At 39.4% G+C, this 25,715-nt stretch carries 21 protein-coding genes; 20 read left to right on the top strand and 1 reads right to left on the bottom strand.

Features of this window, described 5'->3' with window-relative positions:
* Positions 1 to 64: 64 nt before the first annotated feature.
* Positions 65 to 1,408, bottom strand: a complete 1,344-nt coding sequence (locus tag HMPREF1151_RS06365; RefSeq protein WP_009661425.1) for a threonine/serine exporter ThrE family protein — start codon at positions 1,406 to 1,408, stop codon at positions 65 to 67.
* A gap of 215 nt (positions 1,409 to 1,623) precedes the next feature.
* Here HMPREF1151_RS06365 and HMPREF1151_RS06360 point away from each other — a divergent pair, with 215 nt between their 5' ends.
* The 20 genes from HMPREF1151_RS06360 to HMPREF1151_RS06265 all read left to right on the top strand — a co-directional run bounded on the left by HMPREF1151_RS06360 (position 1,624) and on the right by HMPREF1151_RS06265 (position 25,696).
* Positions 1,624 to 2,598: a biotin--[acetyl-CoA-carboxylase] ligase gene (locus HMPREF1151_RS06360; RefSeq protein WP_005376606.1), complete on the top strand. Its 975-nt coding sequence runs from the start codon at positions 1,624 to 1,626 to the stop codon at positions 2,596 to 2,598.
* A gap of 9 nt (positions 2,599 to 2,607) precedes the next feature.
* Entirely contained in the window at positions 2,608 to 3,375 is a 768-nt protein-coding gene (locus HMPREF1151_RS06355; protein WP_005376623.1) for a type III pantothenate kinase, read from the top strand.
* Between the two features lie 91 nt (positions 3,376 to 3,466).
* Positions 3,467 to 4,459 carry a tRNA dihydrouridine synthase DusB gene (gene dusB, locus HMPREF1151_RS06350; protein ID WP_038141416.1) on the top strand — a complete coding sequence of 331 codons (993 nt, stop codon included), beginning with the start codon at positions 3,467 to 3,469 and terminating at the stop codon, positions 4,457 to 4,459.
* A gap of 111 nt (positions 4,460 to 4,570) precedes the next feature.
* Positions 4,571 to 5,044: a transcription elongation factor GreA gene (gene greA / locus HMPREF1151_RS06345; protein WP_005379802.1), complete on the top strand. Its 474-nt coding sequence runs from the start codon at positions 4,571 to 4,573 to the stop codon at positions 5,042 to 5,044.
* A 29-nt stretch (positions 5,045 to 5,073) separates the two neighbouring features.
* On the top strand, positions 5,074 to 6,585 hold the full coding sequence (gene lysS, locus HMPREF1151_RS06340; RefSeq protein ID WP_009661445.1) for a lysine--tRNA ligase: 1,512 nt from the start codon (positions 5,074 to 5,076) through the stop codon (positions 6,583 to 6,585).
* 396 nt (positions 6,586 to 6,981) lie between these two features.
* The gene (speF, locus tag HMPREF1151_RS06335) at positions 6,982 to 9,156 is read left to right on the top strand and encodes an ornithine decarboxylase SpeF (RefSeq protein ID WP_009661457.1); all 2,175 of its coding nucleotides are present in this window, start codon (positions 6,982 to 6,984) and stop codon (positions 9,154 to 9,156) included.
* 63 nt (positions 9,157 to 9,219) lie between these two features.
* Positions 9,220 to 10,539, top strand: a complete 1,320-nt coding sequence (gene potE, locus HMPREF1151_RS06330) for a putrescine-ornithine antiporter (protein ID WP_009661439.1) — start codon at positions 9,220 to 9,222, stop codon at positions 10,537 to 10,539.
* Between the two features lie 166 nt (positions 10,540 to 10,705).
* Positions 10,706 to 11,659, top strand: coding sequence for a cation diffusion facilitator family transporter (locus HMPREF1151_RS06325; protein ID WP_005379813.1), 954 nt, complete (start codon positions 10,706 to 10,708; stop codon positions 11,657 to 11,659).
* Positions 11,660 to 11,731: 72 nt separating this feature from the next.
* On the top strand, positions 11,732 to 13,012 hold the full coding sequence (gene serS / locus HMPREF1151_RS06320; RefSeq protein WP_005379799.1) for a serine--tRNA ligase: 1,281 nt from the start codon (positions 11,732 to 11,734) through the stop codon (positions 13,010 to 13,012).
* A 9-nt stretch (positions 13,013 to 13,021) separates the two neighbouring features.
* Positions 13,022 to 13,666 carry a fructose-6-phosphate aldolase gene (gene fsa / locus HMPREF1151_RS06315; protein WP_009661456.1) on the top strand — a complete coding sequence of 215 codons (645 nt, stop codon included), beginning with the start codon at positions 13,022 to 13,024 and terminating at the stop codon, positions 13,664 to 13,666.
* Between the two features lie 33 nt (positions 13,667 to 13,699).
* Entirely contained in the window at positions 13,700 to 14,662 is a 963-nt protein-coding gene (gene glpX, locus HMPREF1151_RS06310; protein WP_005376616.1) for a class II fructose-bisphosphatase, read from the top strand.
* Between the two features lie 182 nt (positions 14,663 to 14,844).
* Positions 14,845 to 16,110: a UDP-N-acetylglucosamine 1-carboxyvinyltransferase gene (gene murA / locus HMPREF1151_RS06305; protein WP_009661423.1), complete on the top strand. Its 1,266-nt coding sequence runs from the start codon at positions 14,845 to 14,847 to the stop codon at positions 16,108 to 16,110.
* Positions 16,111 to 16,159: 49 nt separating this feature from the next.
* The gene (locus HMPREF1151_RS06300; RefSeq protein WP_005381741.1) at positions 16,160 to 17,389 is read left to right on the top strand and encodes a rod shape-determining protein; all 1,230 of its coding nucleotides are present in this window, start codon (positions 16,160 to 16,162) and stop codon (positions 17,387 to 17,389) included.
* Between the two features lie 200 nt (positions 17,390 to 17,589).
* Positions 17,590 to 18,930, top strand: coding sequence for a phosphodiester glycosidase family protein (locus tag HMPREF1151_RS06295; protein ID WP_009661478.1), 1,341 nt, complete (start codon positions 17,590 to 17,592; stop codon positions 18,928 to 18,930).
* 85 nt (positions 18,931 to 19,015) lie between these two features.
* Positions 19,016 to 19,300: a biotin/lipoyl-containing protein gene (locus HMPREF1151_RS06290; protein WP_009661435.1), complete on the top strand. Its 285-nt coding sequence runs from the start codon at positions 19,016 to 19,018 to the stop codon at positions 19,298 to 19,300.
* 11 nt (positions 19,301 to 19,311) lie between these two features.
* Positions 19,312 to 21,339: a SpoIVB peptidase S55 domain-containing protein gene (locus HMPREF1151_RS06285; protein WP_009661430.1), complete on the top strand. Its 2,028-nt coding sequence runs from the start codon at positions 19,312 to 19,314 to the stop codon at positions 21,337 to 21,339.
* Positions 21,340 to 21,375: 36 nt separating this feature from the next.
* Positions 21,376 to 22,137, top strand: a complete 762-nt coding sequence (locus tag HMPREF1151_RS06280) for an ABC transporter permease (protein WP_009661489.1) — start codon at positions 21,376 to 21,378, stop codon at positions 22,135 to 22,137.
* A 24-nt stretch (positions 22,138 to 22,161) separates the two neighbouring features.
* Positions 22,162 to 22,920 carry an ABC transporter ATP-binding protein gene (locus HMPREF1151_RS06275; RefSeq protein WP_009661471.1) on the top strand — a complete coding sequence of 253 codons (759 nt, stop codon included), beginning with the start codon at positions 22,162 to 22,164 and terminating at the stop codon, positions 22,918 to 22,920.
* Entirely contained in the window at positions 22,920 to 24,179 is a 1,260-nt protein-coding gene (locus HMPREF1151_RS06270) for an MlaD family protein (protein WP_009661494.1), read from the top strand. The genes HMPREF1151_RS06275 and HMPREF1151_RS06270 overlap by 1 nt, the downstream gene beginning before the upstream one ends.
* 26 nt (positions 24,180 to 24,205) lie before the next feature.
* Entirely contained in the window at positions 24,206 to 25,696 is a 1,491-nt protein-coding gene (locus tag HMPREF1151_RS06265; protein WP_009661441.1) for a TolC family protein, read from the top strand.
* The last annotated feature ends 19 nt before the right edge of the window (positions 25,697 to 25,715 follow it).

Genomic DNA, 25,715 nt, shown 5'->3' with positions numbered 1-25,715 from the left:
GTAAGGCAATATAAAAGGGGCTGTAAGAAAACAGCCCCTTGTTGTATATATAGTTGTTTTCTTGCTATTGTCCATCACAGGCATGTCTCGTAGCCATCAATTCTTGAGTGCGTTGATTCTTACGTTTTTGAAGGTATCGTTGGGCTAGTACATTTGGCACAGCCACACCGACTGCGATACCTACAATAGATAGAATGCCAGTAGTCCCGTTTTGTGCCATGTACAATAGACCTGATTCGTTTAGTGAGTTTATGTGTAATATATCAAATAGAAAACGATAGAGCAAAATGCCGGGCATCAGTGCGATAGCTGATGGTACGACTAGTACCGGACCAGATGTTCGTAGCCATGTGGAGAGTTTGACAAAGATGACGCTCATTACGGCTGCACCAATGAATGTAGCACCGGGTAAGGCAAATCCGTATTCTAAAAGCATTAAGTTACGAATTGCTACGCAAACGACACCGCCTAGCCCGATATAGGGTAATAGACGAGCTGGTGAATTAAATAGTACAGCAAATGAGGCGGCGGAAACAAAGGAACCAATAATCTGTGCTATAGAAAAAATATGAGGCTTAATATCCACAAAGTTAAATGCCGGCAATGGACTGAAGTAAAGAGCCATCGCCATGCCGAGTGTCATGCTGCCCACGATAAGTAAGGTTCTAATAGCTCGTGTTATGCCGGATAAAATGTGGTTGTTTATAGTATCGATAACCGAATTGATAAGTGGCACACCTGGAATCATGAAGAGTGTACAACAGACGAGGACATATACCAGTGATCCTAACTCGATGAAGGTATAGAAACCATAGGCAATAAACATGGCCGTAAAGGCGCAGATAGCGTTGCCTAAATACTCATTAAATCCAAGGCGCTGAGATACGACCCTCATAAAATAGCCACATAATGAACAGATGAATGTTACTACTAATGCAATAATATCCGCACTGTATAAGTAAGCTAGACCGGCAGATCCTAATGCGCAAGCAATACCTTTTACCCAGACTGGATAGACGGGAATCGTTTGTTGTAGTTTCCCAACTAAACGTTCATAGGTAGTTAAAGAATAATGGCGTTCAAAAGCTCGCCAGGTGAGTTTTGATATGGCATTAATCATAGCCATATTCGGTATGTGGGTTGGCGTTTTCCGGAAAACTGTTATAGAGCGCTCTTCATGAAAAATATTAATCATAATGGTTGTATAACTAATGTGGATATTTAAATAATTGTGTGGAATCCCCATAAATGTAGCAGCCTGTTGGATTTCCGATACTATTCGTACTGTGTCAGCACCGCATTCCATTAGTAGTTTAGCAATATTTAATAATACATCCAATTTTCGATGAATATGGATAAAGGGGGTCTCCAGGACCTCATTTTTTTCTTCTAATGTAAATCGTTTCATTACTACTCCTTAATTTCATCATCCTTTACTCATTATACTATTAATGGCCTGTAATATCATTCATTAATCTATTTGTCTACCTAATGGGGTATAAAAATCTAGATTTTTTGCATTTTTTTGAATGATTATTTATTAAATTGATAAATAACACTTGCTTTTTCAAGGGCCCACTTGTACAATCGAATTGTAAACCGACAGGAGAAAGGGGCCTTATCATGCGTGATGAAGTACTAGAATTCTTAAGACAGAATCAAGGTGACTTTGTTTCAGGTCAAGATATGTCTGAAGCATGTCATGTATCACGAACTGCCATTTGGAAGCATATAAAAGCACTAAGACAAAAGGGCTATAAAATTGAGTCCTATACAAAGCGTGGTTATCGTTTGTTGGAGGAACCGGATTTGTTAAGCCCATTAGCAATGAAACAAATATTGAATACCGATATTTTTGGTAAACGATATGTATATATGGATACAACTGAATCAACGAATTTAGAAGCTCGTAGATTGGCGCAACAAGGCGCTGAGGAAGGTACCGTAGTCGTTACAGAGGAACAGGCTGCTGGTCGTGGCCGCTTGTCTCGTGGTTGGTATTCTCCCTTTGGAAAAGGCTTGTGGTTTAGTCTTATTCTCCGACCTGATTTCCCCCCTGCGGAGGCTCCTAAATGTACGTTGATGGCTGCTGTGGCGCTTACCAAGGCGTTTCACAAAATGGGGCTTGCTGATGCAGGTATTAAATGGCCGAATGATATTTTGGTAAATGGTCGTAAGCTTGTTGGTATATTGACGGAAATGTCTGGATCGATGGAGGAAATTTCCTATATCGTTATGGGCATAGGGGTCAATGTTAAGACGAAACAAGAAGAGCTACCGGAAGAAATAAAACAAATCGCCACATCTCTCTTAATGGAAGGCGTTGATATTGAACGGACAGAAGCTTTCAAAATTATCTTAGAAGAATTAGAACACCAATATTACGATGTGCTAGATAGTGGATTTGAGGATACCTTAAATGAATGGCGTAAGTTGAGCGTTACTTTGAATCAAGAAATTGAGGTTAGAGCACCGGGGAATACCTATGAAGGTGTGGCAACTGATATCGATGACGATGGAAATTTATTGGTGAAAACGACTAATGGAGAAGTTAAACGAATTGTTGCAGGTGATGTTTCTATACGTCCGCGAAAATAGGAGGAATGCATGTTATTAGTAATTGATGTGGGAAACACGAATATTGTTCTTGGTGTTTACGATAAGAAAAATTTAGTAGGACACTGGAGAATTTCTACAGATCGTGTGCGTACCACGGACGAATATGGCATGTTGATGATGAATTTGTTTTTTCATGATCGCAAGGTTAACGCAAAGGATATCAAGGCTATCATTATTTCCTCTGTAGTACCGCCATTGATGCCAACATTAGAACGTGTATGCTTGCGTTACTTTAATGTAAATCCTATCATTGTAGGTCCTGGCACAAAAACAGGTATCGCTATTAAATATGATAATCCTCGTGAGGTAGGTGCTGACCGCATCGTCAATGCCGTAGCGGCCAATGCTGTATATAAGGGGCCGTTGATTATCATTGATTTTGGCACCGCTACAACTTATTGTGCAGTCCTTGGAAATGGTGATTATATTGGTGGCGTTATTACGCCAGGCGTAACGATTTCAGCAGAGGCTCTGTTCCAACGCGCTGCAAAATTGCCTCGTATTGAGGTAAAGGACCCAGGTCAGGTTATTAATCGTAATACCGTATCATCTATGCAATCTGGTATGTTCTATGGCTATGTAGGACAGGTAGAGGGCCTAGTGACACGTATGAAAGCTGAAATGGGTGGCGATGTAACTGTGGTGGCAACAGGTGGCTTGGCACAACTCATCAGCAGTGCTACCGATTGTATTGACCATGTAGAACCAATGCTTACATTGGAAGGTCTCCGCCTTATTTACGAACGAAATAAATAATGGTACTATAATAGAGTTGGTTGTAATTATAGTATGAATGTATAACAACAGGTACGGCTTAGGCTGTACCTGTTTTATTAGGTGAATTATAATGATAGAAACATGGACCATTGGCAATGTACCTATCCAAGGTAAGGCTATTTTAGCTCCTATGGCAGGGGTTAGCGATATAGCATATCGACTGTTGGCCAAAGAACATGGTGCCTCCATGGTTTGTACCGAAATGGTCAGTGCTATGGGTATCAAATATAAAAATGAGCGCACGCATGAGTTATTGCGTATGGAAGCGGTCGAGCATCCTGTATCGATGCAAATTTTTGGTTCCAATCCAGAAGCAATAGCATTGGGCGCGAAGGTGGTAGCAGATGCTGGTGCAGATATTGTAGATATCAACATGGGGTGCCCTGTTAAAAAGGTCGTCTCTAGCGGTGACGGTTCGGCGTTGATGAAAACACCTGACTTGGCGGCTCGCGTAGCAGAAGCCGCAGTAAAAGCTGTTGATGTGCCGGTGACGGTCAAAATGCGTATCGGTTGGGACGATGATCATATCAATGTGGTCGACTTTGCCAAACGTATCGAAAGTACTGGTGTTGCAGCTGTTGCTGTTCATGGGCGCACACGGGAACAGATGTATATGGGGCGAGCGGATTGGTCCTATATAAAAGCGGTTAAAGATTCCTTATCAATCCCCGTAATAGGGAATGGTGATGTATGGACCCCTGAAGATGCGCTTCGTATGATGCAAGAAACAGGGTGTGATGCGGTCATGATTGGACGTGGTGCACAAGGTAACCCATGGATTTTTGAGCGCACTAATCACTATTTAACTACAGGTGAATTAAGTCCAGAACCCACTTATTTAGAGCGATTAGATATGCTGCTCAAACATTTTGAACTACTCTGTCGGTATAAAGGGGCGGCTCTAGGGGTAAGAGAAATCCGAACACATGCGGGATGGTATATGAGGGGCATGCCTGAAGCAGCTTATTGGCGTAATCGTGTGAATACAATTCACACTGTTGAAAGCTTTAAAACAGAGCTTTCAACCTATAGAGATGTATTGGAAAACTGGGGCTCACATTGACAAATACAGGGGTTCTTAGTATAATTGATTAAAAATTAAAGATGAAAGATAAGGTGTCATCGACTATGACACTTTTTCTATTATTTATATGTAGAAAGATTAGGAGAATCCATGGCAGACGTAAAAGAAACATTACTTACAGCCGAAGGTTTGAAAAAACTTGAGGATGAATTAGCATATTATAAATCTGTGCGCCGTATTGAGGTGTCACAACGTATTAAAACAGCTATTGAATACGGCGATATCAGCGAAAACTCTGAATATGATGATGCTAAAAATGAACAGGCTTTCATTGAAGGTTATATTTCTGAGTTAGAAAATAAAATTAATACAGCAAAAATCATTGATGAATCCATTAAGGGTGATGTAGTATCCGTAGGTAGCAAGGTTACCGTATTAGATACAATGTACAATGATGAATTGGAATATGTTATTGTTGGTTCTTCCGAAGCAGATCCTTTCAACAATCGTATTTCCAACGAATCACCTGTAGGTAAAGCTATTTTGGGTAAACGTAAGGGCGATGAAGTAGAGGTATCCACACCAGATGGTCCTGTTACTTTCAAAGTGTTAGCAATTCAATAATTTTTCATTTTAACAAAAGAGGCGATAACATGAGTGAAGAAATTAAAAATTTACAAGAAGAATTAAATGATCAAATGCAAATTCGCCGCGACAAATTGGCTGAATACGAAGCTGATGGTATTTATCCATTCGGCCAACGGTTTGTTGTTAAAGATCATGCAAAAGATATTAAAAATGACTTCTTGAACTACGAAGACCAACCTGTAGTCATCGCAGGTCGTTTGATGACGATGCGTTCCCATGGTAAAACAGCATTTGCCAATATTCGCGATTTGTCTGGTGATATCCAAGTATATTTCCGTAAAGATGTATTGGGCGAAGATAATTACAAATATGTAAAAATGCTTGATATTGGCGATATTGTAGGTATTGAAGGCCATGTATTTAAAACTCACAGTGGTGAAGTTACGATTAAAGTCGACAAATTGACATTGTTATCCAAAGCATTGCGTCCATTACCTGAAAAATGGCATGGTTTAAAGGATACTGAACTTCGTTATCGTCAACGTTATGTAGATTTAATCGTAAATCCAGAAGTACGGGATACATTTGTTAAACGTTCTAAAATCGTTGCGAAGATTCGCGAATACATGATGAACGATGGCTTCATGGAAGTGGAAACACCTATGATGCATCCAATTCCAGGTGGTGCTGCTGCTCGTCCATTCATTACGCATCACAATGCGCTTGATATTGATATCTATATGCGTATTGCACCTGAATTATACTTAAAACGTTTAATTGTTGGCGGTATGGAACGCGTATTCGAAATGAACCGTTGTTTCCGTAATGAAGGTATCGATAATCGTCATAACCCAGAATTCACAACCATCGAATCCTACCAAGCATATGGTGATGTAGAAGATGCAATTCGTTTAACAGAAAATCTTGTATCCTACTGTGCTCAAGAAGTACTAGGTACACAAGAAATTACATACCAAGGTACTGAAATCAATTTAACTCCACCTTGGAACCGCATCACAATGGCAGAAGGTGTAAAAAAATACACTGGCGAAGATTTTGATGCAGTAACTACTGTAGAAGAAGCGCGTGCTATTGCAGATCGTTTGAATGTAGAATACACAAATAATGATGGTATTGGTAAAATCTTGAATGCTTGCTTCGAAGATTATGTAGAAGAAAACTTGATTCAACCAACTATCGTATATGGACATCCAAAAGAAATTTCTCCACTTGCCAAAGCAAGTCGTGAAAACCCATTGGCTACAGAACGTTTTGAAGCGTTCATCTATGGCCGCGAATTGGCAAATGGCTTCTCCGAGTTAAATGACCCAATTGATCAAAAACAACGTTTCTTGGATCAATTGAAAGAACGTGAAGCTGGTGATGATGAAGCTCACCGTATGGATGAAGACTTCGTCAATGCTCTTGAATACGGTTTACCACCAACAGCAGGTTTGGGCGTCGGTATCGATCGTCTTGTTATGTTCTTGACAGACTCTGCATCCATTCGCGATGTATTGTTGTTCCCATTAATGAAACCTGAAACATCTCAAGTTCAAGAAGAAATAACTGAATAATTTTTAAATTAAAGGCTGTAATAGAATGCGGTGAAACTGTGTGCTATTACAGCCTTTTTGTGTGCCAGTAAGTAGATATGCATGAAGTGCTTGATATATATTACCTTACATATTAATAATGGTTATCGATATATGAAAAAGTTTATACAACTATATTCTATAATTTAACGTAATATTCATTTTGCATAAAACTCATAATTGCTATGTGTGCATGTGTAATTCGTATTATTAAACGCTATAAATTAAATTGCATAAATGTTAGAATATACATAAAGATAAAGAATACACCTAACTAAATGAGATAGCTATCAATTACTAAAGGGGTATACATCTTATATTTATGTACATAAGTTCCATTAATTTTAATTACAACTCTTACTTTAGGAGGAACGTATTATGAAACACATGAAGGTTGCATTTTCTCATAAGGCACAATATTACTTTGGACCTTTAGACGGCCATGAAAGTGTAGATTTAAGTCAAACCGATTTTACTGATATAGGAGCCATCGTTATTAGTGAAAGTGATACAGCTATCTTAGATAATGAAACTGTAAAATCTTTTGGCATCCCTGTATTCTTAGTTGTTTTTGATAATTCTGTTGATATCGATCAATTCATGGGGAAAGTGGAACGTGTAATTGATGGTTCTAGTACAAACTTCGACTTATATAAACGTCAAATCGAAGCTGCTGCTGACAAATATGAAGAATCTATGTTGCCTCCATTCTTTAGAGCGTTGGCTGATTATGTAGAAGAAGGTAACTCTCAATTTGACTGTCCAGGTCACCAAGGTGGTCAATTCTATTGTAAACATCCAGCTGGTCGCGCATTCTATGACTTCTACGGTGAAAACGTATTCCGCTCTGACCTTTGTAATGCGGACGTTGCGTTAGGCGACCTTTTAATCCATGAAGGTCCAGCATGTGCGGCTCAACAACATGCGGCGCAAGTATATAATGCAGATAAAACATATTTCGTATTAAATGGTACATCTTCATCTAATAAGGTTGTATTGAATGCCCTATTAACACCTGGCGATATCATTCTATATGATCGTAACAACCATAAATCCATTTGCCATGGTGCTCTTGTAATGGCTGGTGCAACTCCTGTATACCTTGAAACAGCGCGTAATCCATTCGGTTCTATCGGTGGTATTTTGGAACACTGCTTCGACGAAAAATACATTCGTGAATTGATTGCTGAAAAAGATCCTGAAAAAGCAAAAGCAGAGCGTCCTATCCGCTTAGCAGTTATCCAATTAGGTACATACGATGGTACTATCTATAATGCGCGTCAAGTTGTTGATAAGATTGGTCACCTTTGTGATTACATCTTCTTCGACTCCGCATGGGTTGGTTACGAACAATTTATCCCTATGATGAAAGACTGCAGTCCATTGCTCTTGGAATTAGGCCCTAATGACCCAGGTGTATTGGTAACACAATCTGTTCATAAACAACAAGCTGGTTTCTCTCAAACATCTCAAATCCACAAAAAAGATAAACACGTTAAAGGTCAAGACCGTTATGTAAACCATAAACGTCTTAACAATGCATTTATGATGCATGCGTCTACATCTCCATTCTATCCATTATTCGCCGCACTTGACGTAAATGCTAAGATGCATGAAGGCGAAGCTGGTAAAAAACTTTGGATTGACTGTGTAGAAACAGTTATCGATGCTCGTAAATCTGTATTGAAACATTGTAAATACCTTCGTCCATTAGTACCTCCTGTTGTACATGGTAAAAAATGGGAAGATGGGGATACTAAAGAAATGGCTCAAGATGTGGACTACTTCGCATTTGAACCAAATGCTAAATGGCACTCCTTCAAAGGTTATGGTAAAGGCCAATACTTTATCGATCCTTGCAAGTTCCAATTGATTACACCTGGTATCAACGTAGAAACTGGTGAATACGAAGACTTCGGTATTCATGCCAATATTCTTGCAAACTACTTACGTGAAAATGGTATCATTCCTGAAAAATGTGACTTGAATACTATTTTATTCTTGATGACACCAGCAGAATCCAAAACTAAGATGGACGATTTAGTGGCACAATTGATTCGCTTTGAAGAATTAATTGAAGCTGATGCTCCTATGCAAGATGTTTTACCATCGATTTACTATGCTAATATCGACAAATATAAAGGCTATCATATCCGTCAATTATGCCAAGAAATGCATGATTTCTACAAGGATAGACAAGTTAGTACATTGCAAGAACGCTTATTCTTACATGACTACCTTCCAGAATATGTAATGAATCCTCAAGAAGCGAACTTTGAATTCCAACGTGGTAAAGGCGAACTTGTACCATTAGATGAAGCTGAAGGCCGCATTGCTCTTGAAGGCGCTCTCCCATATCCTCCTGGAGTATTGTGTGTACAACCTGGTGAACGCTGGTCCAAAACAGCTTGTGATTACTTCTTAGCATTGCAAGAAGGCATCAACAAGTTACCTGGCTTTGCTCCTGAAATCCAAGGCGTATACATTACACCACAACCAGATGGAACTAAAAAAGCTTATGGCTATGTATTGAAAAAAGAATTTGAAAAATAACACTATTGTGTGCCGTCAGAGTTTCTCTGACGGCGCCACAATCAATAAAAAGGTGGTAAAACTATGAGTACAGGCAAAAATAAAATGTCCGTATTGCAGCTGACAATTTTAACAGCTGTAAATATGATGGGCTCCGGTATTATCATGTTGCCAACAAAGTTGGCGCAGGTAGGTGCTCTTTCAATCGTTTCTTGGTTGATCACAGCTGTTGGCTCCATGTGTTTGGCATACGCATTTGCTAAATGTGGTATGTATGGACGCAAAGGTGGCGGCATGGGTGGTTATGCTGAATATTCCTTCGGTAAAGCAGGGAACTTTATGGCGAACTATACCTATGGTGTATCTCTTTTGATTGCTAATATTGCAATTGCTATTTCCGCTGTAGGGTATGCAGCAACCTTTGCTGATGCAACATTAACACCATTAATGACTGGTATTTATACAATTTTCACGTTATGGCTTGCAACAGTATTGAACTTTGGTGGTGCTAGTATTACAGGTCGTGTATCTAGCTTTACTGTATGGGGCGTTATTGCACCAGTACTTGTAATTAGTACTGTAGGTTGGGCATATTTCTCCGCAGATATGTATGTGGCAAACTGGAATGTCAACAACATGCCATTTGGCGAAGCGGCTACAAACTCCATCGCCATGACATTGTGGGCTTTCCTTGGCCTAGAATCCGCATGTGCTAATGCTGATGCTGTAGATAATCCAGAAAAGAATGTACCAAAAGCCGTTCTTGGTGGCACATTAGGCGCTGCTGCGATTTATATCGTTTCTACTAATATGATGTTTGGTATCGTACCAGCTAGTGAACTCGTTAATAGTAACGCACCATTCGGTCTAGCGTTCGCGTCCATGTTCAATGGTACAGTTGGTAAAATCGTTATGGGCCTTATGGTTATGTCTTGCTTCGGTTCCTTACTTGGTTGGCAGTTCACGATTGCGAACGTATTTAAAGGTGCCGCTGACGAAGGTTACTTCCCTAAATTGTTCAGTAAAATTACATCTAAAGATGCTCCAGTAGTTGGTATGGTAACAATTACTATCTTGCAATCTCTTATGAGTTTGATGACAATTAGTCCTTCCTTAAGTGAACAATTCGAAACATTGGTTAACTTGGCTGTTGTAACGAATATTATTCCTTATCTATTATCCATGGGTGCCGTTATCGTATTGATGAAAGCTGCAAAACGTGCTGGTAGTGAACTTAAAGGTACGACATTCATCGCCTTTATCGGTTCCTTATATAGCTTATATGCATTGTATGCATCTGGTTTTGACGCTATGACATACGGTTCTATTGTAACCTTTGCAGGTTGGACATTATACGGTTTCGTATCCGATCGTTTTGATTTAGAACATAATATTGGTAAATAGTACCATTAAGCTATTGTTATAAGAACTTTGGCGATACTATCTCCTTTGAATAGTCCTCTGTTATTAGAAGTATAGAATTCTAATAGTGGGGGGCTATTTTGTGTGATTTTAAAAATACTCAATATTAGGGTATAATAAAATAATATAGGTATAAAAGGGGGTAATTATGGATATATTAGCTGCAAGACGTTCCATAGAACAACGATTACTAAAGCAATCCGTTGCATTAATGTCGTTGGTGGCCGTTAGTGGTACTATTATGGGTGTAATTACTGGTTCTAGTGCCGTATTATTAGATGGTATATTTTCATTCATCGATGTAATCATTAAGATTATGATGCTTATGACGGCCAAATTGGTAGCGCGCGAAACAAGTAAACGGTTCCAGTTTGGATATTGGCAATTTGAGCCTCTTGTGCTCGTTGTGGAAGGATTTTTTATCCTATTGATTGTATTATACGCATTGATTAGTGGTATAGGGGATTTACTAAATGGTGGTCGCCATGTTGATTTCGGTATAGCTATTTACTATGCTATTTTCTTTACTATAGCCGATACAGCATATTATTTTTATGTACATCGCATTAATAAAAGTTTACAATCGAATCTAATCAAGTTTGATAATGTGAGCTGGTCTGTTGACGCGTGGCTTGAGGCAGCTATCCTCATCAGCTTTATAGCTGCTATCTTGTTAGAGGATACATCATACAGTTATTGGGCGGTATATATTGACCCTATCGTTTTGATTGTACTAGCATTGCAAATGACACCATCTGTTATTAAGATTATTGTACCTTCTACAAAACAAATCTTGGGGTGGGCGCCTTCATCCTTGCATGATGAGGTACAAGAAATCATGGATCGTTTTATGGAAAAATATTCATTTAAGGATTATGTGACGAGTGTACAGGCTTATGGTAACTCGCGCATCATAGAGATTGATATTCTAGTGCCAAAGAAGTTTCCTTATCAAACAATAGCAGAACTTGATCGTATTCGAAATGAAATAGATGAAGAAATCGGAGGTAATCCTACAGAGAAATGGGTCACTATTTCCTTCACTGCGACCCGTAAATGGATGGCTAAGGATTATCTTCTCGATGAAGAAGATGATGAATAATGCTATATTTTATGGTATACTTAAATGTATTAAAATACTAAATTGTACGACATAATAGAAGAGGCTGATACTATGTTAGATTTGAAATTTGTCCGAGAAAATCTCGAATTAGTAAAACAAAATTTGGATAATCGTCATACAAAGGGTGATCTTGATACCTTTGTTGCTGCGTATGATGAACGAAAACAATTGATTCAAAAGGTTGAAGAATTAAAGGCATTACGTAATTCTGTAACAGAAGAAATCAGCCAATTAAAACGCAATAAAGAAAATGCAGATGATAAAATTGCAGAAATGAAACGCGTTGGCGATGAAATTTCTGAATTAGATGGTCGCATTCGCGAAGTAGAAGAATCTTTGCGCAATGCTGCATTGATGTTGCCAAATATGTGTGATGCATCTGTTCCTGTTGGTGCTGATGAAGACGAAAATGTAGAACAACGCAAATGGGGTGAACCACGTCAATTTGATTTTGAACCAAAAGCGCATTGGGATATCGGCGAAGAATTAGATATTCTTGATTTTAACCGTGCTGTAAAAATGTCCGGTGCTCGCTTTACCGTATATAAAGGCTTAGGTGCTCGTTTAGAACGTGCTCTTATTAACTTCATGGTTGATCTTCATGTTGATAAGCAAGGCTATACAGAAATGATGACACCATATATGGTAACTCGTGAAACGTTGACAGGTACAGGTCAATTGCCTAAATTTGCTGAAGATATGTACCACGTTGAGAATACAGAATACTTTTTGATTCCTACTGCTGAGGTTACATTAACAAATTATCATAGCGGTGAAATCTTGAGTGAAGATGAATTGCCTAAATATTACACTGCATTTACTGCCTGTTTCCGTGCTGAAGCAGGTTCAGCTGGCCGTGATACACGTGGCTTGATTCGTCAACATCAATTTAATAAGGTAGAAATGGTAAAACTTTCAAAACCAGAAGATTCTTGGAATGAATTAGAAAAATTGACAGATAATGCAGAAGAAGTATTACGTCTATTAGAATTGCCATTCCGTGTTATTACATTGTGTACTGGTGATATCGGCTTTGGTTCTGCTAAAACGTATGACGTAGAAGTATGGATGCCTGCACAAAATAAATATAGAGAAATTTCTTCTTGCTCCAATATGACGGACTTCCAAGCTCGTCGTGCAAATATTAAATTCCGTCGTGGCCCTAAAGGCAAACCTGAATTCGTTCATACATTGAATGGTTCTGGCCTTGCAGTAGGTCGTACCGTAGCGGCAATTTTGGAAAATAATCAACAACCAGATGGTTCCGTTGTGATTCCTAAGGTGTTGGTTCCATACATGGGCGGCGTAGAAAAAATTACGCCTGCCAAATAAGGAGGTCCCATGAAATTCTTTATAGATACAGCCGAATTTAGTGAAATTAAAGATGCTTACTCTTATGGCTTTATCGACGGGGTAACGACAAACCCATCCCTAATTGTGAAAGCTAAACGTGATTTAAAACAAGTAATCAAGGAAATTGCGGATCTTGTAGAGGGCCCTGTGAGTGCAGAGGTCATTGCTAGTGATGCACCGGGTATGATTGAAGAAGCACATGAGCTTGTAAAACTGGGATCTAATGTGGTTGTTAAAATTCCAATGACTCCAGAAGGCTTAAAAGCCGTAGCAGTGCTTTCAAAAGAAGGTATTAAGACAAATGTAACATTGATTTTTTCTGCTAATCAAGCATTATTGGCGGCTCGCGCTGGTGCTACATTTGTGAGCCCTTTTGTAGGGCGTATTGATGATATTAGCATGGATGGATTGACATTAATTCAAGATATTGCGGATATCTTTGCTATTCACGGTATTAATACTGAAATTATCGCTGCTAGCGTACGTACACCATTGCATATTTTACAATGTGCGAAAGCTGGTGCCCATATTGCAACAGTGCCATATAAAGTGTTGTTACAAGCTATGAAACATCCATTGACCGATGCAGGTTTAGAAAAATTCATGGCTGATTGGAAACAAGCTAATCAATAAGTAATATAAACATCTTTTTAAGGAGGCCCTAAAATGGATCGTACTTTATCTTTAGAATTTGCTCGTGTAGTCGAAGCAGCTGCACTTCGTAGTGGTCGTTTGTTAGGTCGTGGTCAAAAAGACGAAGCCGATGGCTTAGCCGTTGATGCAATGCGTCAAGCATTTGATTCTGTCCGTATTTCCGGTACCGTTGTTATCGGTGAAGGTGAAATCGACGAAGCTCCAATGTTATATATTGGTGAACATGTTGGTGCTGGCGGTCCAGAAGTAGATATTGCAGTAGATCCAATTGAAGGAACGAATTTGATTGCCAAAGGCCAAAACGGTGCTATTGCTGTTATGGCGATTGCTGAAAAGGGTGGCTTGTTACATGCACCAGACATGTACATGGAAAAGATTTGTGTAGGTCCTCGTGGTGCTGGCGCTATTGATATTACAAAATCTTTGACAGAAAATATTCAAAACGTAGCTGCAAAGATGGGCCGTAAGGTTGATGAAATCAACTTGGTAATGCTAGATCGTGAACGTCATTATGGTTTAATGAAGGAAGCTCGTGATTTAGGAGCTCGTATTATGCTTATTTCTGATGGTGATGTTAACCCTGCAATGGAATGCTGTATCGAAGGTTCTGGCGTACATATGGTTGTCGGTACTGGTGGTGCACCAGAAGGCGTATTAGCCGCAGCAGCACTTAAATGTGCAGGTGGCGATATGCAAGCTCGTTTGAAACCAGGAAATGAAGAAGAAATTCGTCGTTGTCATGAAATGGGTGTCAAAGATGTTAACCAAGTATTGACACTTGATGATTTAGTTCGTACTGACGATGTAATCTTTGCTGCTACAGCGATTACACGTGGTAACTTATTGAATCCTATTCAATACTTCCCAGGCGGTGCTCGTACGCATACTATTGTAATGCGCTCTAAAACAGGCACTGTACGATTCCTAGATACGATTCATAGAGATGAAAAATTAACAACATTGAAAGCTCGTTAATTTCTTTGCTTTCAGTAAATAGTCTGTGTAGACCCCTAAGATTAGATTGATAATCTTAGGGGTTTTTACTTGATGAGAAAGCCTAAAAAATAGTATAATAATCGTTAGTATATAACAGTGTGACGAATATGGTTATACATGAACATAACCATTTTGATATAAGAAATGTAGGAGGAATTCTTTTGGAAAAGCTCGTTATTAAAGGCGGTAATCAGCTGAATGGTCGCGTGCGCGTTAGTAGTGCGAAAAATGCGGTGTTGCCTATTATTGCAGCTACTTTATTAGCATCAACACCGAGTAAATTATTGGAAATTCCAAATTTAGAGGATGTTGGTACCATCTCCCAAGTTATTGAGTCTTTGGGCGTTAAGATTACACGAAACGAAGCTGATGATGAAATTATCTTCGATGCATCCATGTTGACGGCTACCGAAGCTCCTTATGAATTGGTACGCAAAATGAGAGCATCCTTCCTTGTGATGGGACCATTATTGGCTCGCAAAGGGGAAGCTAAGATTTCTATGCCTGGTGGTTGTGCTATTGGTGCGCGCCCTATCGATTTACATTTAAAAGCGTTTGAAGCGTTGGGTGCAAAAATTGAAATCACAGAAGATTATGTATATGCACATGCTCCAGAGGGCTTACAAGGCACTCAAATTTACTTGGATTTCCCAAGTGTAGGGGCCACTGAAAATGTAATCATGGCTGCTTCTATGGCTAAGGGTAAAACAGTTATTGAAAATGCTGCAGAAGAACCAGAAATCGTTGATTTAGCTACATTCTTGAATGCGATGGGGGCCAATATTCGCGGTGCAGGTACGAATGTGATTCGTATTGAAGGCGTAGAATCCCTGCATGGTGCTATCCATACCGTTATTCCAGATCGTATTGAAGCTGGTACATATTTAATTGCTGCGGCTATGGCTGGTGGTGATGTATTCGTAGAAAATGCATTACCTGAACATTTGAAACCAGTAGTGGCTAAATTGAAAGAAGCAGGCGTTACCGTAGAAGAAGATATTGACGGTATTCGTGTTATTAGCACTGGCAAAGGCTTAAAAGCTGTAGATATTAAAACATTACCATATCCTGGATTCCCTACAGATATGCAAGCTCAATTCATGGCGTTCACTACTATTGCGGAAGGTACAAGCACAGTAACGGAAACCGTATTTGAAAATCGTTTTATGCATGTTGCTGAATTGCGTAAGATGGGGGCTCATATAGATATTGATAATCGACAAGCTATCGTAGAAGGGATGCAATCCTTACATGGCGCTGTTGTGAATGCAACTGATTTACGTGCTGGGGCGGCTTTAGTTTGTGCAGGCTTAGCTGCGGAAGGTACAACAGAAATAGGTCGTTTACATCATATCGATCGCGGTTATGATGATTTAGTGGGTAAATTGAAAAGGTTAGGTGCCGATATTGTTCGGGTTGACGAATAAGAACAAAAGGCCAAAACAGAATACAAAGAAACGAAGCCGGCGTAAACAAGTGCCGGCTTTGCGTCGCAGTCAAGATAATGATGCAAAAGCTAAAAAAGAGTCGGTTGTAGAGCGCACTTCGCGAGCTGCTATGGTTAAGGTGACGGAATTACGCCGTAAAGAGCGCCGTCAAAAACGGACGAAACCGATTGCAAAGACCACTCCAGCTATGACATTGAAGCGTATTGTGTCCCCTCAGAATGTAGGTGAGACAGTATTTAAATTTGGTCGTTCCCTTACATTTGATTTGGGTATCGATTTAGGTACAGCCAATGTTTTAATCTATGTCAAGGGCAAAGGACTTGTTCTAGATGAACCTGCTTGTGTGGCGAAAGATACTCGGACTGGCGATGTATTAGCAGTAGGTGAAAGCGCACGTCGCATGATAGGTCGAACACCGACGGGGATTGAAGTTATACGACCTGTGCAGGCAGGCGTTATTGCTGATTACGATATGACGGAATTTATGCTCAAGTATTTTATTCGTTCTGTTGTTCCTGCATCTCGTCTCATGAAAACACGTATCGTTGTTTGTGTTCCATCGGGGATTACTCCTGTTGAAAAACGTGCTATTCTTGAAGCATTACTACGAACTGGGGCTAAGAAGACAGTTCTGATTGAAGAGCCTTTAGCAGCGGCTATGGGCACAAATTTAAATGAAGCGGATAAGGTTGGTGCTATGGTCGTAGATATAGGCGGTGGCACTACGGATATTGCAGTCCTTTGTGATACAGGTGTCGTAGTGAGTGAATCGTTGCGTATTGGCGGAGATTCTTTTAATGAGGCTATTATTCAATATGTACGGCGCAAGAAAAAGCTTGTCATTGGTCCTCTAACGGCAGAAGAAATAAAGATATCTGCAGGCACTGTAGACCGGCGTTCTGAAGAGCGAGAGGTAGAAATTCGGGGGCGTGATGTTATTAGCGGTTTGCCTAAGATAGTTACATTACATTCGCTAGAAATACAGCGTGCATTAGAGTCTCAAGTTATGAGTATTCTTGAGGCAATCAAGTCTATATTGGAAAAAACGCCACCTGAATTGGTGGCTGCTATAGGCGATCATGGTATCATTCTCACCGGTGGTGGGGCGTTGATTAGTGGGCTTGACCGTGTTATTTCTCGATCTGTTGGCATAGCTGCTTATTTAGTCGAATTACCAAGGTATGCGGTAATTAAAGGGGTAGCAAAAACATTAGATGAAATGTCATCATTGCGAGATACATTAGAAGACTTACAATAGAATTAGAAAAGCTGAGGTGGGAAACCGTCTCAGCTTTTTGTATTATTGCGAGAAATAGTGTATACTACAAGTGAATAGATTGTATAAAATTAATAATAAAGTATAATCTAATTTGAGTTGTTATATCTAGTTCTGATTTATAACAGAATACGTTAACATACAGAATTTATAAACTCTATATATTGTAAAGGAGTTCGATGATGATATGCCTTAAAACAGCCGCTATAATAGCATCTATTATGGTAACAACTACTGTTACTGCTTGTGCCGGTGATTTGACAGCCGTGCGAGTATCCGATTATGATGGTGCAAGCCGTATTGTTTTTGATATGACTGAATTACCTTTATCCTGGACTAAGTCATATAACGCAAACCAAAATACGGTTACCTTGAACTTAGCCAATACAACTAATAAAATTTCTAATGCCGCAGATCGTACAACACATAAGATCGGTGTGTTGAAAGGTATGTCCTTTCAACCTACTAATGATGGTTTACAAGTGAGACTATCTGCCAATCAATCGATTAATTACCATGCTTTCACCCTATCAAATCCCAATCGTGTGGTTGTTGATTTATTTTCAGATTACAGTCAGAAGACAACGAAAAGTGTAGGTGCATCGATTCAGACTGCTAACATAAAAACAGCAGTTAACGAGGGATTAATTCGCGCTTATGCGATGACAGTTAACAATGATGCACCAATGGTGGTAGCAAGTGTGCCCGGTGGAAAGACTTTGTCCTCGATTTCACAGCAACACATTGCTGCTGTCGGTTTATCCGTTCCGGGAAAGAGCTTTGATAAACCGTATTCGGTTAGTGCATCTGGTGAGGTAGATTTAAATCGCATTCAATCCATTGGCGTTCTTCGCTATACGCCAAGTAGAGGGTATTTTATAGAAGAGAAGAAACCATTGTTGCAGGCTAAGACACCTAAATCTACGTTGGTGATTACCACTGTAAATGGTCCACGTAGAAATAATGCTCTTACGCTATATACATCTAGTTTTGGTGAAAGTACAAATACAAATGAATTCGGTTATGAAGTGACAGTAAGTAATGGGAAGGTTCTTAAGGTGGGAAATGGCAATTCCGCATTAGGGAACAATCAATTTGTATTGTCTGCTCATGGTGAGGCCATAGCTTCATTAAAATCTTTAAAAGTGGGCACGCCTGTTGTATTACAACCACGTCAGGAACTTGCGAAGGTAGAAACTGCTGGTGGCGCTATGGTTGAAGGGGGCACACTGGTTTTACATAATGGTAGTTATGTGGGCCCTAAAGATTCTACGAATCGTAGTCGAAGTTTTATCGGCACAACAAAGGATGAAAAGCTCGTTGTAGCCACTGTAGATAAACATAATGCTTCTTCTGTAGGTGTTACACTAGAAGAAGGGGCTAATCTATTGACCTCTTTAGGGGCTATCAATGGATTTGAATTATCTAATCAAGGCAGTGTTGATGTAGAGGTTGATGGCCATTATACTCACAAAGGTAATGAAACGCCTAGTACTTATGAAAAAATACTTATAATCAAGTAATGAGTTGCATACAATTTTGTTTGAAAAAAAGCTAGAGATTTAGTATAATATCTTTATGTATTCTATTGTAAAAGGAGGGATCGTTATGAAAAAGACACTTTTAGCCTTAGCTGCTTTAACAGCATTAGGTATTACTTCTGTAATGGCGGCCCCTGTATCATACCAAAGTGTATTAACAGGTAAAGTTGCTTCTACTGTTGCTGTTGGCACTTCTGTTACAGAAGGTCAAACATTGGTGACTGTAGAAACATTGGCAGGCCCTATGGCGGCAGCTAAATCCACGGTGAATGGCACTGTGACTGCAGTTGATGTTACAGTAGGTTCAGATATTTCTCGTGATCAAGTCGTTGTCACTGTAGAAAGCAAATAAAGGAGATAGGAATGAAGTTTTCTCATTCTTGGCGTCGGTATAGAAAAACGATACTGGCGCTTTTCTTCTGTAGTGCTCTATCATCGGCACAGGCAGTTGATTTTATGCCTGTTCAAGATGTACAGACTGGTATGGAAGGTATAGCAAAAACAGTAATAGTAGGGGATACGATATCGAATTTTAATGTTAAGGTATTGGGCGTTATGAAGGATAAAGGCCCATCTGGACATTTAATTCTTGCAAAGTTTTCTGGCCCTGTTATGGAACAGACCGGTGGCATTGCGCATGGTATGAGTGGTAGTCCTGTATATATTAATGGGAAACTTGTAGGTGCCGTAGCATATGGTTGGGGCTTTGCTGATGGCACGATTGGCATGATAACGCCTATCGAAGATATGGTGAAATTATGGAATATACCGTATGAAAAGAATTTGACAAATACTTGGTCAGACAAACAATTAATTCCAATGAAAACTCCTTTGATGGCCTATGGATTTGATAGTACATCTATGGAGTATTTTAAATCAAAATTACCACAATACAATTACGAAACCTATGATACAGCTAGTTCTAGTAGTGATGATATTGCAAAGCCGTTAGAGGCTGGTGGTTCTGTAGCAGCGTTATTGGTTGATGGCGATTTAAAACTCGGTGCTATTGGTACCGTTACCTATGTTGATGGCAAACAAATGGTGGCCTTCGGGCATCCGTTCTTGAAACATGGTTCCGCTAATTATTTTATGCATAATGCCAATATTTTTACGGTTGTTAAAAGTTATGAATCCGCCTTTAAACTAGGTTCTATGGGACGTGAAATCGGTACCGTTACTGAGGATCGTGGCGCAGCTATTGCCGGTGTCTCTGGCACTATTTCTAGCGGGATTCCTGTTCGCTTTCATTTAAAAGATATCGATATGGGCCGTGATAAGCAGTCTAATGTAAAGGTTATTGAAGATAAGGATATGACACCTACATTGGCGGCTACAGCACTGTATAATATGCTAAATAAGACACTAGACCGCAGTGGTGCTGGTACTGCTAAAATTACCTATACGATTACACCACGTAATGGTGAACAAAAATCATTAATGCGAACCAATATGTTCTACAGTTCTGAATCTATTAGTGAAAAAACGGTTGATGAATTTTACAATGTTATCGATGTATTGATGAACAATCGCTTTATTAACTATGAAATTACGGATATCAATGTGGAAACAGAGGTAACACAAGATAAGAAAACGGCAAAACTTGTAGATGCAGCTGCATCATCGACAGTTGTATCTCCTGGTGATACGATTGTAGTTGACGTTACATTGGAACCATATCGTGGGGAAAAAGTCAATAAAGAGGTATTCTTCACAGTACCTAAAGACCAACCTTTAGGTAAATATACCTTAGAGGTTCGTGGTGGTGGCGAAATCCCATTGCCTTATGTATTGGAAAAACAAAAATATAATTTGACTGATGAAGTTCTACGCCGTTTAAAAGTTTACAAAGACTTTAACGATTTGTTTGATGAATTACAAAAGACTGATACGAATAATCAAATTGTTGTAGAAATCTTAGAAGATGGCGTTAGTCTTGTAAATGAAGAAGCTTCTACAAGCTCTGTGAAAAAGGCAAAACTTCAAGGTGTAGAAGATAAACCTAGCCCTGGAGATCTTAAAAAGAAAAAAGGTAGTGAAGACCTTAGCGATGGCAAAGATGATGAAAAGAAAAATGAAAAAACTGCTATCGACACAGAGTATATTGTTCAAGGGGACGGTCAATTTACAATCCAAGTTATGAGTGTTAAAGACCGTGACAAAGCATTAGCTAAACGTGCTAAAGAAGCTAAAGAACAGGTTAAGATGGAACATAAATTGGAATTAGAAGATCAAGGTAATAAAAAAGATTCCAAAGCATCTCAAAATAAAAAAGACAAGTCTGTTAATAAACCATCTAAGGAAAAACCATCCAAGGATAAACCAGCAGGTGATGCACCTTCGAATGAGAAACCATCTAATGATAAACCTTCAAATGATCAAGTAGAGTAAAATTTGAAATATAAGCAAATAGTAAGGGGGACTGTTGTGAATTGGCTTGAGGCGATAGGTCGCAATGTAATGGCCGGCTTATCGAATGTGGGTACTGCCATGCTACTTCTATGGCAGACCATAAAACAATTAAAAATGCTCAATGCATGGCATGTGCTACAACAGATGGCTCATCTTGGCGTAGACTCACTACCGATTATTAGTCTGACACTATTATTTGCAGGTGGTGTAATGACATTACAAATAACAGATGTGTTAATTACCTATGGTGCACAAGGTACGGTAGGCGGACTCATGGCCGTTGCGATGGGACGTGAATTAGGACCTATTCTTGTAGGCGTTGTATTAGCAGGCCGTGTAGGGGCAGCCATTACAGCTGAAATTGGTACGATGAAGGTTACAGAGCAAATCGATGCATTACGCGTTATGGCTGTAAATCCAATCGGTTATCTCGTTGTACCTCGCGTTGTAGCCTGCATGATTATGGTACCAATCCTCGCATTTTATGGCGTTGTCATTGGTATTGCAGGTGGTTATTTTGTAGCTACTGCTATTAAGGGGTTAGCACCAGCCACCTATTTAGATTCGATACAAATGTTTTCAACCATTTCTGATTTTACATTAGGGTTAATTAAATCTAGTGTTTTTGGTGCTGTCATCGCTCTTGTAGGGTGCTATAAGGGAATGCATACCAAGATGGGGGCCGAAGCTGTTGGTTTCTCAACTACTAGTTCTGTAGTAACAAGTATTATCTTAGTATTTGTATTAAATTATTTTTTATCGACTCTACTCTTTTAATCGATTATCTCGAACGAGGACTTTATGATTGAATTACGTGATGTGGTTGTAGCCTATGACACGCGTGTAATATTAGATTCTGTTAATCTGACCATTGAAGATGGGGAGACGCTTGTTATTTTGGGTGGTAGTGGTAGTGGTAAAAGTACGCTATTACGCTTGATTATAGGTTTACAACGCCCCACATCAGGCCAAATTATTGTTGATGGTGTAGATATTACTACATTATCTGAAGAAGAATTTAATAAGGTACGTCAAAAGATGGGCATGGTATTTCAATACTCCGCATTATTTGACTCTATGTCAGTGGGGGAGAATGTCGCCTTTGGACTAAGGGAACATACCAATCTGAGTGATGATAAAATTCAACATATAGTTGATGAGCGACTCGGTTGGGTTGGGTTAAGCGGATATGAGTCTTACATGCCTAATGAGTTATCTGGGGGGATGAAGAAAAGGGTTAGTCTTGCTCGGGCTATCGCTCTTGATCCGACGCTCATCTTGTATGATGAACCTTCGTCTGGTCTAGACCCTATTACATCGGGAACGATTAGCATGCTCATCCGGGGTATGCAAGAACGGTTGGGCTGTACATCTATCGTAGTAACTCATGATATGCAATCTGCTTTTTATGTGGCTGACAGAATTGCATTACTTGATAAGGGAAAATTTATAGAAGTATCTAAAACAGAGGATTTTAAAAACTCACCTAATCCTAAAGTACAACAATTTATTCATGGTGAGGCGGAGGCTATCGATATCGGAACAAGGAGAGACAGATAATGAAGTGGACGACGGAAGCTAAAGTAGGGGCTTTCACAATTGTAGGTGTTGTGTTGTTCGTGCTGGGCATCATATTTGTGGGGCGTATAGACGTATTTGCAAAACCTCAGATGACGATTACCGGTGATTTTGCTCAAGTTAATGGGTTGAAAAATGGTAATCAGGTTAAATTTTCTGGTGTTGCAATTGGTACGGTTTCTGATATTGAAATTACACCATCTGGTGTTTTGGTGAAGATGAAAGTCGATGATAAAACTCAAATACCAAGCGATTCAACATTTTCCTTAGGATCTGATGGATTCTTAGGGGATAAATTTATTCAAATTTCACCTGGTAAATCAACCGTATATTTACATGATGGTGATTCCGTTAAAGGTGAAGGGGTCGATGCGATGGATAAAGCCATGCAAAGTGCTCAAAAATTAATGGCTGGTACAGAACAAATGTTGCAATCCATTAATAATATTATTGGCGACCCTAAAACACAAGACGCATTAAAACATTCGTTGCAATCTACGGCTGTCATGGCTGACAATGCGGTAGCGGTTACACAAAATATGGCAGATGTGACGGCTCAGCTAAATCAAGCGGCTCAACAATTTAATGCCGATGGTAATGCTGGTAATGACATGCGTGCTATCTTGACGAATATTAAACAAACCACGGATCGTGTTGATCACATGGCGCGTTCCATGGAAGGAACCGTAACGGATCCAAAAGCACAAGAAAATATTAAAGCAACATTGCATAATACGGAGCAAATTTCTGCTCGTGTCAATAAATTGTTAGGTGGCAAACCATATGCATCTGAAACCGTTAATGGTTCTTCGGAGGCTAATGGTCCTGAAAAAAAGTCATCTATTAAAGTAGAACCTTCTGTGGATTTACTTTATAATACAAATCAAGAAGAGGTCCGTATCAATGGTCGTGCTCGCGTTTACACAGATAAAGGCATGGGTGAATTTGGACTTTCTAATATTGGTGATGATACCGATTTTGATTTGAATGGCGGTAAATTTATCACAAATAAATGGTTAGTACGCGGTGGTATTTTTGAAAGCAAGCTCGGATTTGGCATTGACTATAATCCACGTGGGTCTTTTGGTGTTTCTGCAGCTATGTATGATTTGAATCATCCTAAATATCGACTACGTTCTGATATACGCTTACATAATAATACGTACGGTGTTGTGCAAATGACACGCCCATTTGGCTCTTCAAATGGAGGCACCTACTTTGGTATTAAACAAGTCTTTTAAAACACATATCGTGTGGAGGTATACGTATGAATAAGAAGGCCTTTTCATTAGCCATAATATTATCGATGGCTACAACAGGTGCATTCGCAAGTGACGTTGTTTCTACATCTGTCAATAATGGTGACAAACTCACAAAACTTCAAAAAGAAGCTATTCAATTAACGCAACAACAATTAGCTCAAAAAGCTTCTCAAGATGCACAACAATATGAAGTCGCATTGAACCTAAATGAAGATAGCACAGTTTCTCTTGCACTGGCTAATAACCGTACTGCAAAACAATCCTTGTGGGATTATCAAGCTGCAAAAGCCACAGTAAGTGCTACAGCAGCAGGAAAAAATCCTAATGTATCCTATACATGGCAAGGCGCTCGTAATCACGGTGCCAATACTATGACGGGGAGAACTGTTACTAGTAAGACTGGTCAACATAGCTTCACTATTAAGGCCCCTGTATTTAGCCCTGAGTTAGATGCTAATATTGATAAGTCTCGCTTTGCTCGTGAAGGTAGTGGTGCTGCTTATGAAGAAGCTTTACAACAAGCTAAATATGATGCTATCAATGGATACTACACATTGATTATGTATCGTAACAAGGTAGACGTAGCAAACCAAGCTGTTAAGGATTACCAAGGTCATGTGGATAATGTAAAGGCTCAATATAATGTAGGTCTTGTAGCTAATTCTGATGTATTGGCTGCGGATACTAATTTGGCTGACTCTCAAACAAACCTTGTAAAAGCACAAAATGCAGCGAATTTAGCGGAAGCAAACTTGAATTTGGTGATTGCATACCCAACACAAACGTCTATTACAACAGCAGAACATGATTTGCAATACAAACCATATGCTGTTACATTAGAACAAGCAAAAGCGTATGCTATGCTTCATCGTTCTGCTCTTGTACAATCTGCGATGGCTGTAAAACAAGCTGAAGAGGGTTTAAAAGCTGAGAAAGCTGGCTATTTACCAACAGTAGGTGTCGAAGCTGGTCGTGGCTATGCTGATCCAGATGGCTACTTTGGTACAAGCAGTAAATCTTGGCATATTGGCGCATCCGCTACATGGAGTTTGTGGGATGGGGGCCAAACACAAAATAAAATTAAGGTTGCTCAAGATACATTAGAAAAGGCTAAGGAAGCTAATTTAGCAGCTGTTGATAAGGTAAATCTTGCAGTGCAACAAGCATACCTTAACTTGCGTTCTGCAGAACAAACAATTCAAAGTACGCAAACGGCAGTAAATCAAGGTCAAGAAAATTTCCGTATTGCAACACTTCGTTACCGCGCTGGTGTAGGTACAAACCTTGATGTACTCGATGCAGAAACTAAATTGACTGAATCTCGCAATAATTATGTAGATGCTTTATATAATTACAATGTAAGTATTTCTGCTCTTGAACAAGCAACAGGCATTCCTTTGGATACTCCTGTAGGTCAAGGGGCAAGTATTATTGCTAATAGTGGTGCTATAGAACAATTAGCAGCTTTAGCGACAGCTACATCTGCAAAAAAATAATCATAGAGATAATATACAC

The organism is Veillonella sp. ACP1 (assembly GCF_000286635.1).
Taxonomy (GTDB): domain Bacteria; phylum Bacillota; class Negativicutes; order Veillonellales; family Veillonellaceae; genus Veillonella; species Veillonella atypica.
The sequence above is the reverse complement of the archived record's forward strand: the minus strand, read 5'-3'. Positions and strand labels throughout refer to the sequence as shown.

Coding starts and splice junctions, on each gene's coding strand:
- HMPREF1151_RS06355 (WP_005376623.1), top strand. CDS start 2,608: ATGTTATTAGTAATTGATGTGGGAAACACGAATATTGTTCTTGGTGTT.
- HMPREF1151_RS06290 (WP_009661435.1), top strand. CDS start 19,016: ATGAAAAAGACACTTTTAGCCTTAGCTGCTTTAACAGCATTAGGTATT.
- HMPREF1151_RS06275 (WP_009661471.1), top strand. CDS start 22,162: ATGATTGAATTACGTGATGTGGTTGTAGCCTATGACACGCGTGTAATA.
- fsa (WP_009661456.1), top strand. CDS start 13,022: ATGAAATTCTTTATAGATACAGCCGAATTTAGTGAAATTAAAGATGCT.
- greA (WP_005379802.1), top strand. CDS start 4,571: ATGGCAGACGTAAAAGAAACATTACTTACAGCCGAAGGTTTGAAAAAA.
- HMPREF1151_RS06295 (WP_009661478.1), top strand. CDS start 17,590: ATGATATGCCTTAAAACAGCCGCTATAATAGCATCTATTATGGTAACA.
- dusB (WP_038141416.1), top strand. CDS start 3,467: ATGATAGAAACATGGACCATTGGCAATGTACCTATCCAAGGTAAGGCT.
- HMPREF1151_RS06365 (WP_009661425.1), bottom strand. CDS start 1,408: ATGAAACGATTTACATTAGAAGAAAAAAATGAGGTCCTGGAGACCCCC.
- HMPREF1151_RS06265 (WP_009661441.1), top strand. CDS start 24,206: ATGAATAAGAAGGCCTTTTCATTAGCCATAATATTATCGATGGCTACA.
- speF (WP_009661457.1), top strand. CDS start 6,982: ATGAAACACATGAAGGTTGCATTTTCTCATAAGGCACAATATTACTTT.
- HMPREF1151_RS06270 (WP_009661494.1), top strand. CDS start 22,920: ATGAAGTGGACGACGGAAGCTAAAGTAGGGGCTTTCACAATTGTAGGT.
- serS (WP_005379799.1), top strand. CDS start 11,732: ATGTTAGATTTGAAATTTGTCCGAGAAAATCTCGAATTAGTAAAACAA.
- HMPREF1151_RS06285 (WP_009661430.1), top strand. CDS start 19,312: ATGAAGTTTTCTCATTCTTGGCGTCGGTATAGAAAAACGATACTGGCG.
- glpX (WP_005376616.1), top strand. CDS start 13,700: ATGGATCGTACTTTATCTTTAGAATTTGCTCGTGTAGTCGAAGCAGCT.
- HMPREF1151_RS06360 (WP_005376606.1), top strand. CDS start 1,624: ATGCGTGATGAAGTACTAGAATTCTTAAGACAGAATCAAGGTGACTTT.
- lysS (WP_009661445.1), top strand. CDS start 5,074: ATGAGTGAAGAAATTAAAAATTTACAAGAAGAATTAAATGATCAAATG.
- potE (WP_009661439.1), top strand. CDS start 9,220: ATGAGTACAGGCAAAAATAAAATGTCCGTATTGCAGCTGACAATTTTA.
- HMPREF1151_RS06325 (WP_005379813.1), top strand. CDS start 10,706: ATGGATATATTAGCTGCAAGACGTTCCATAGAACAACGATTACTAAAG.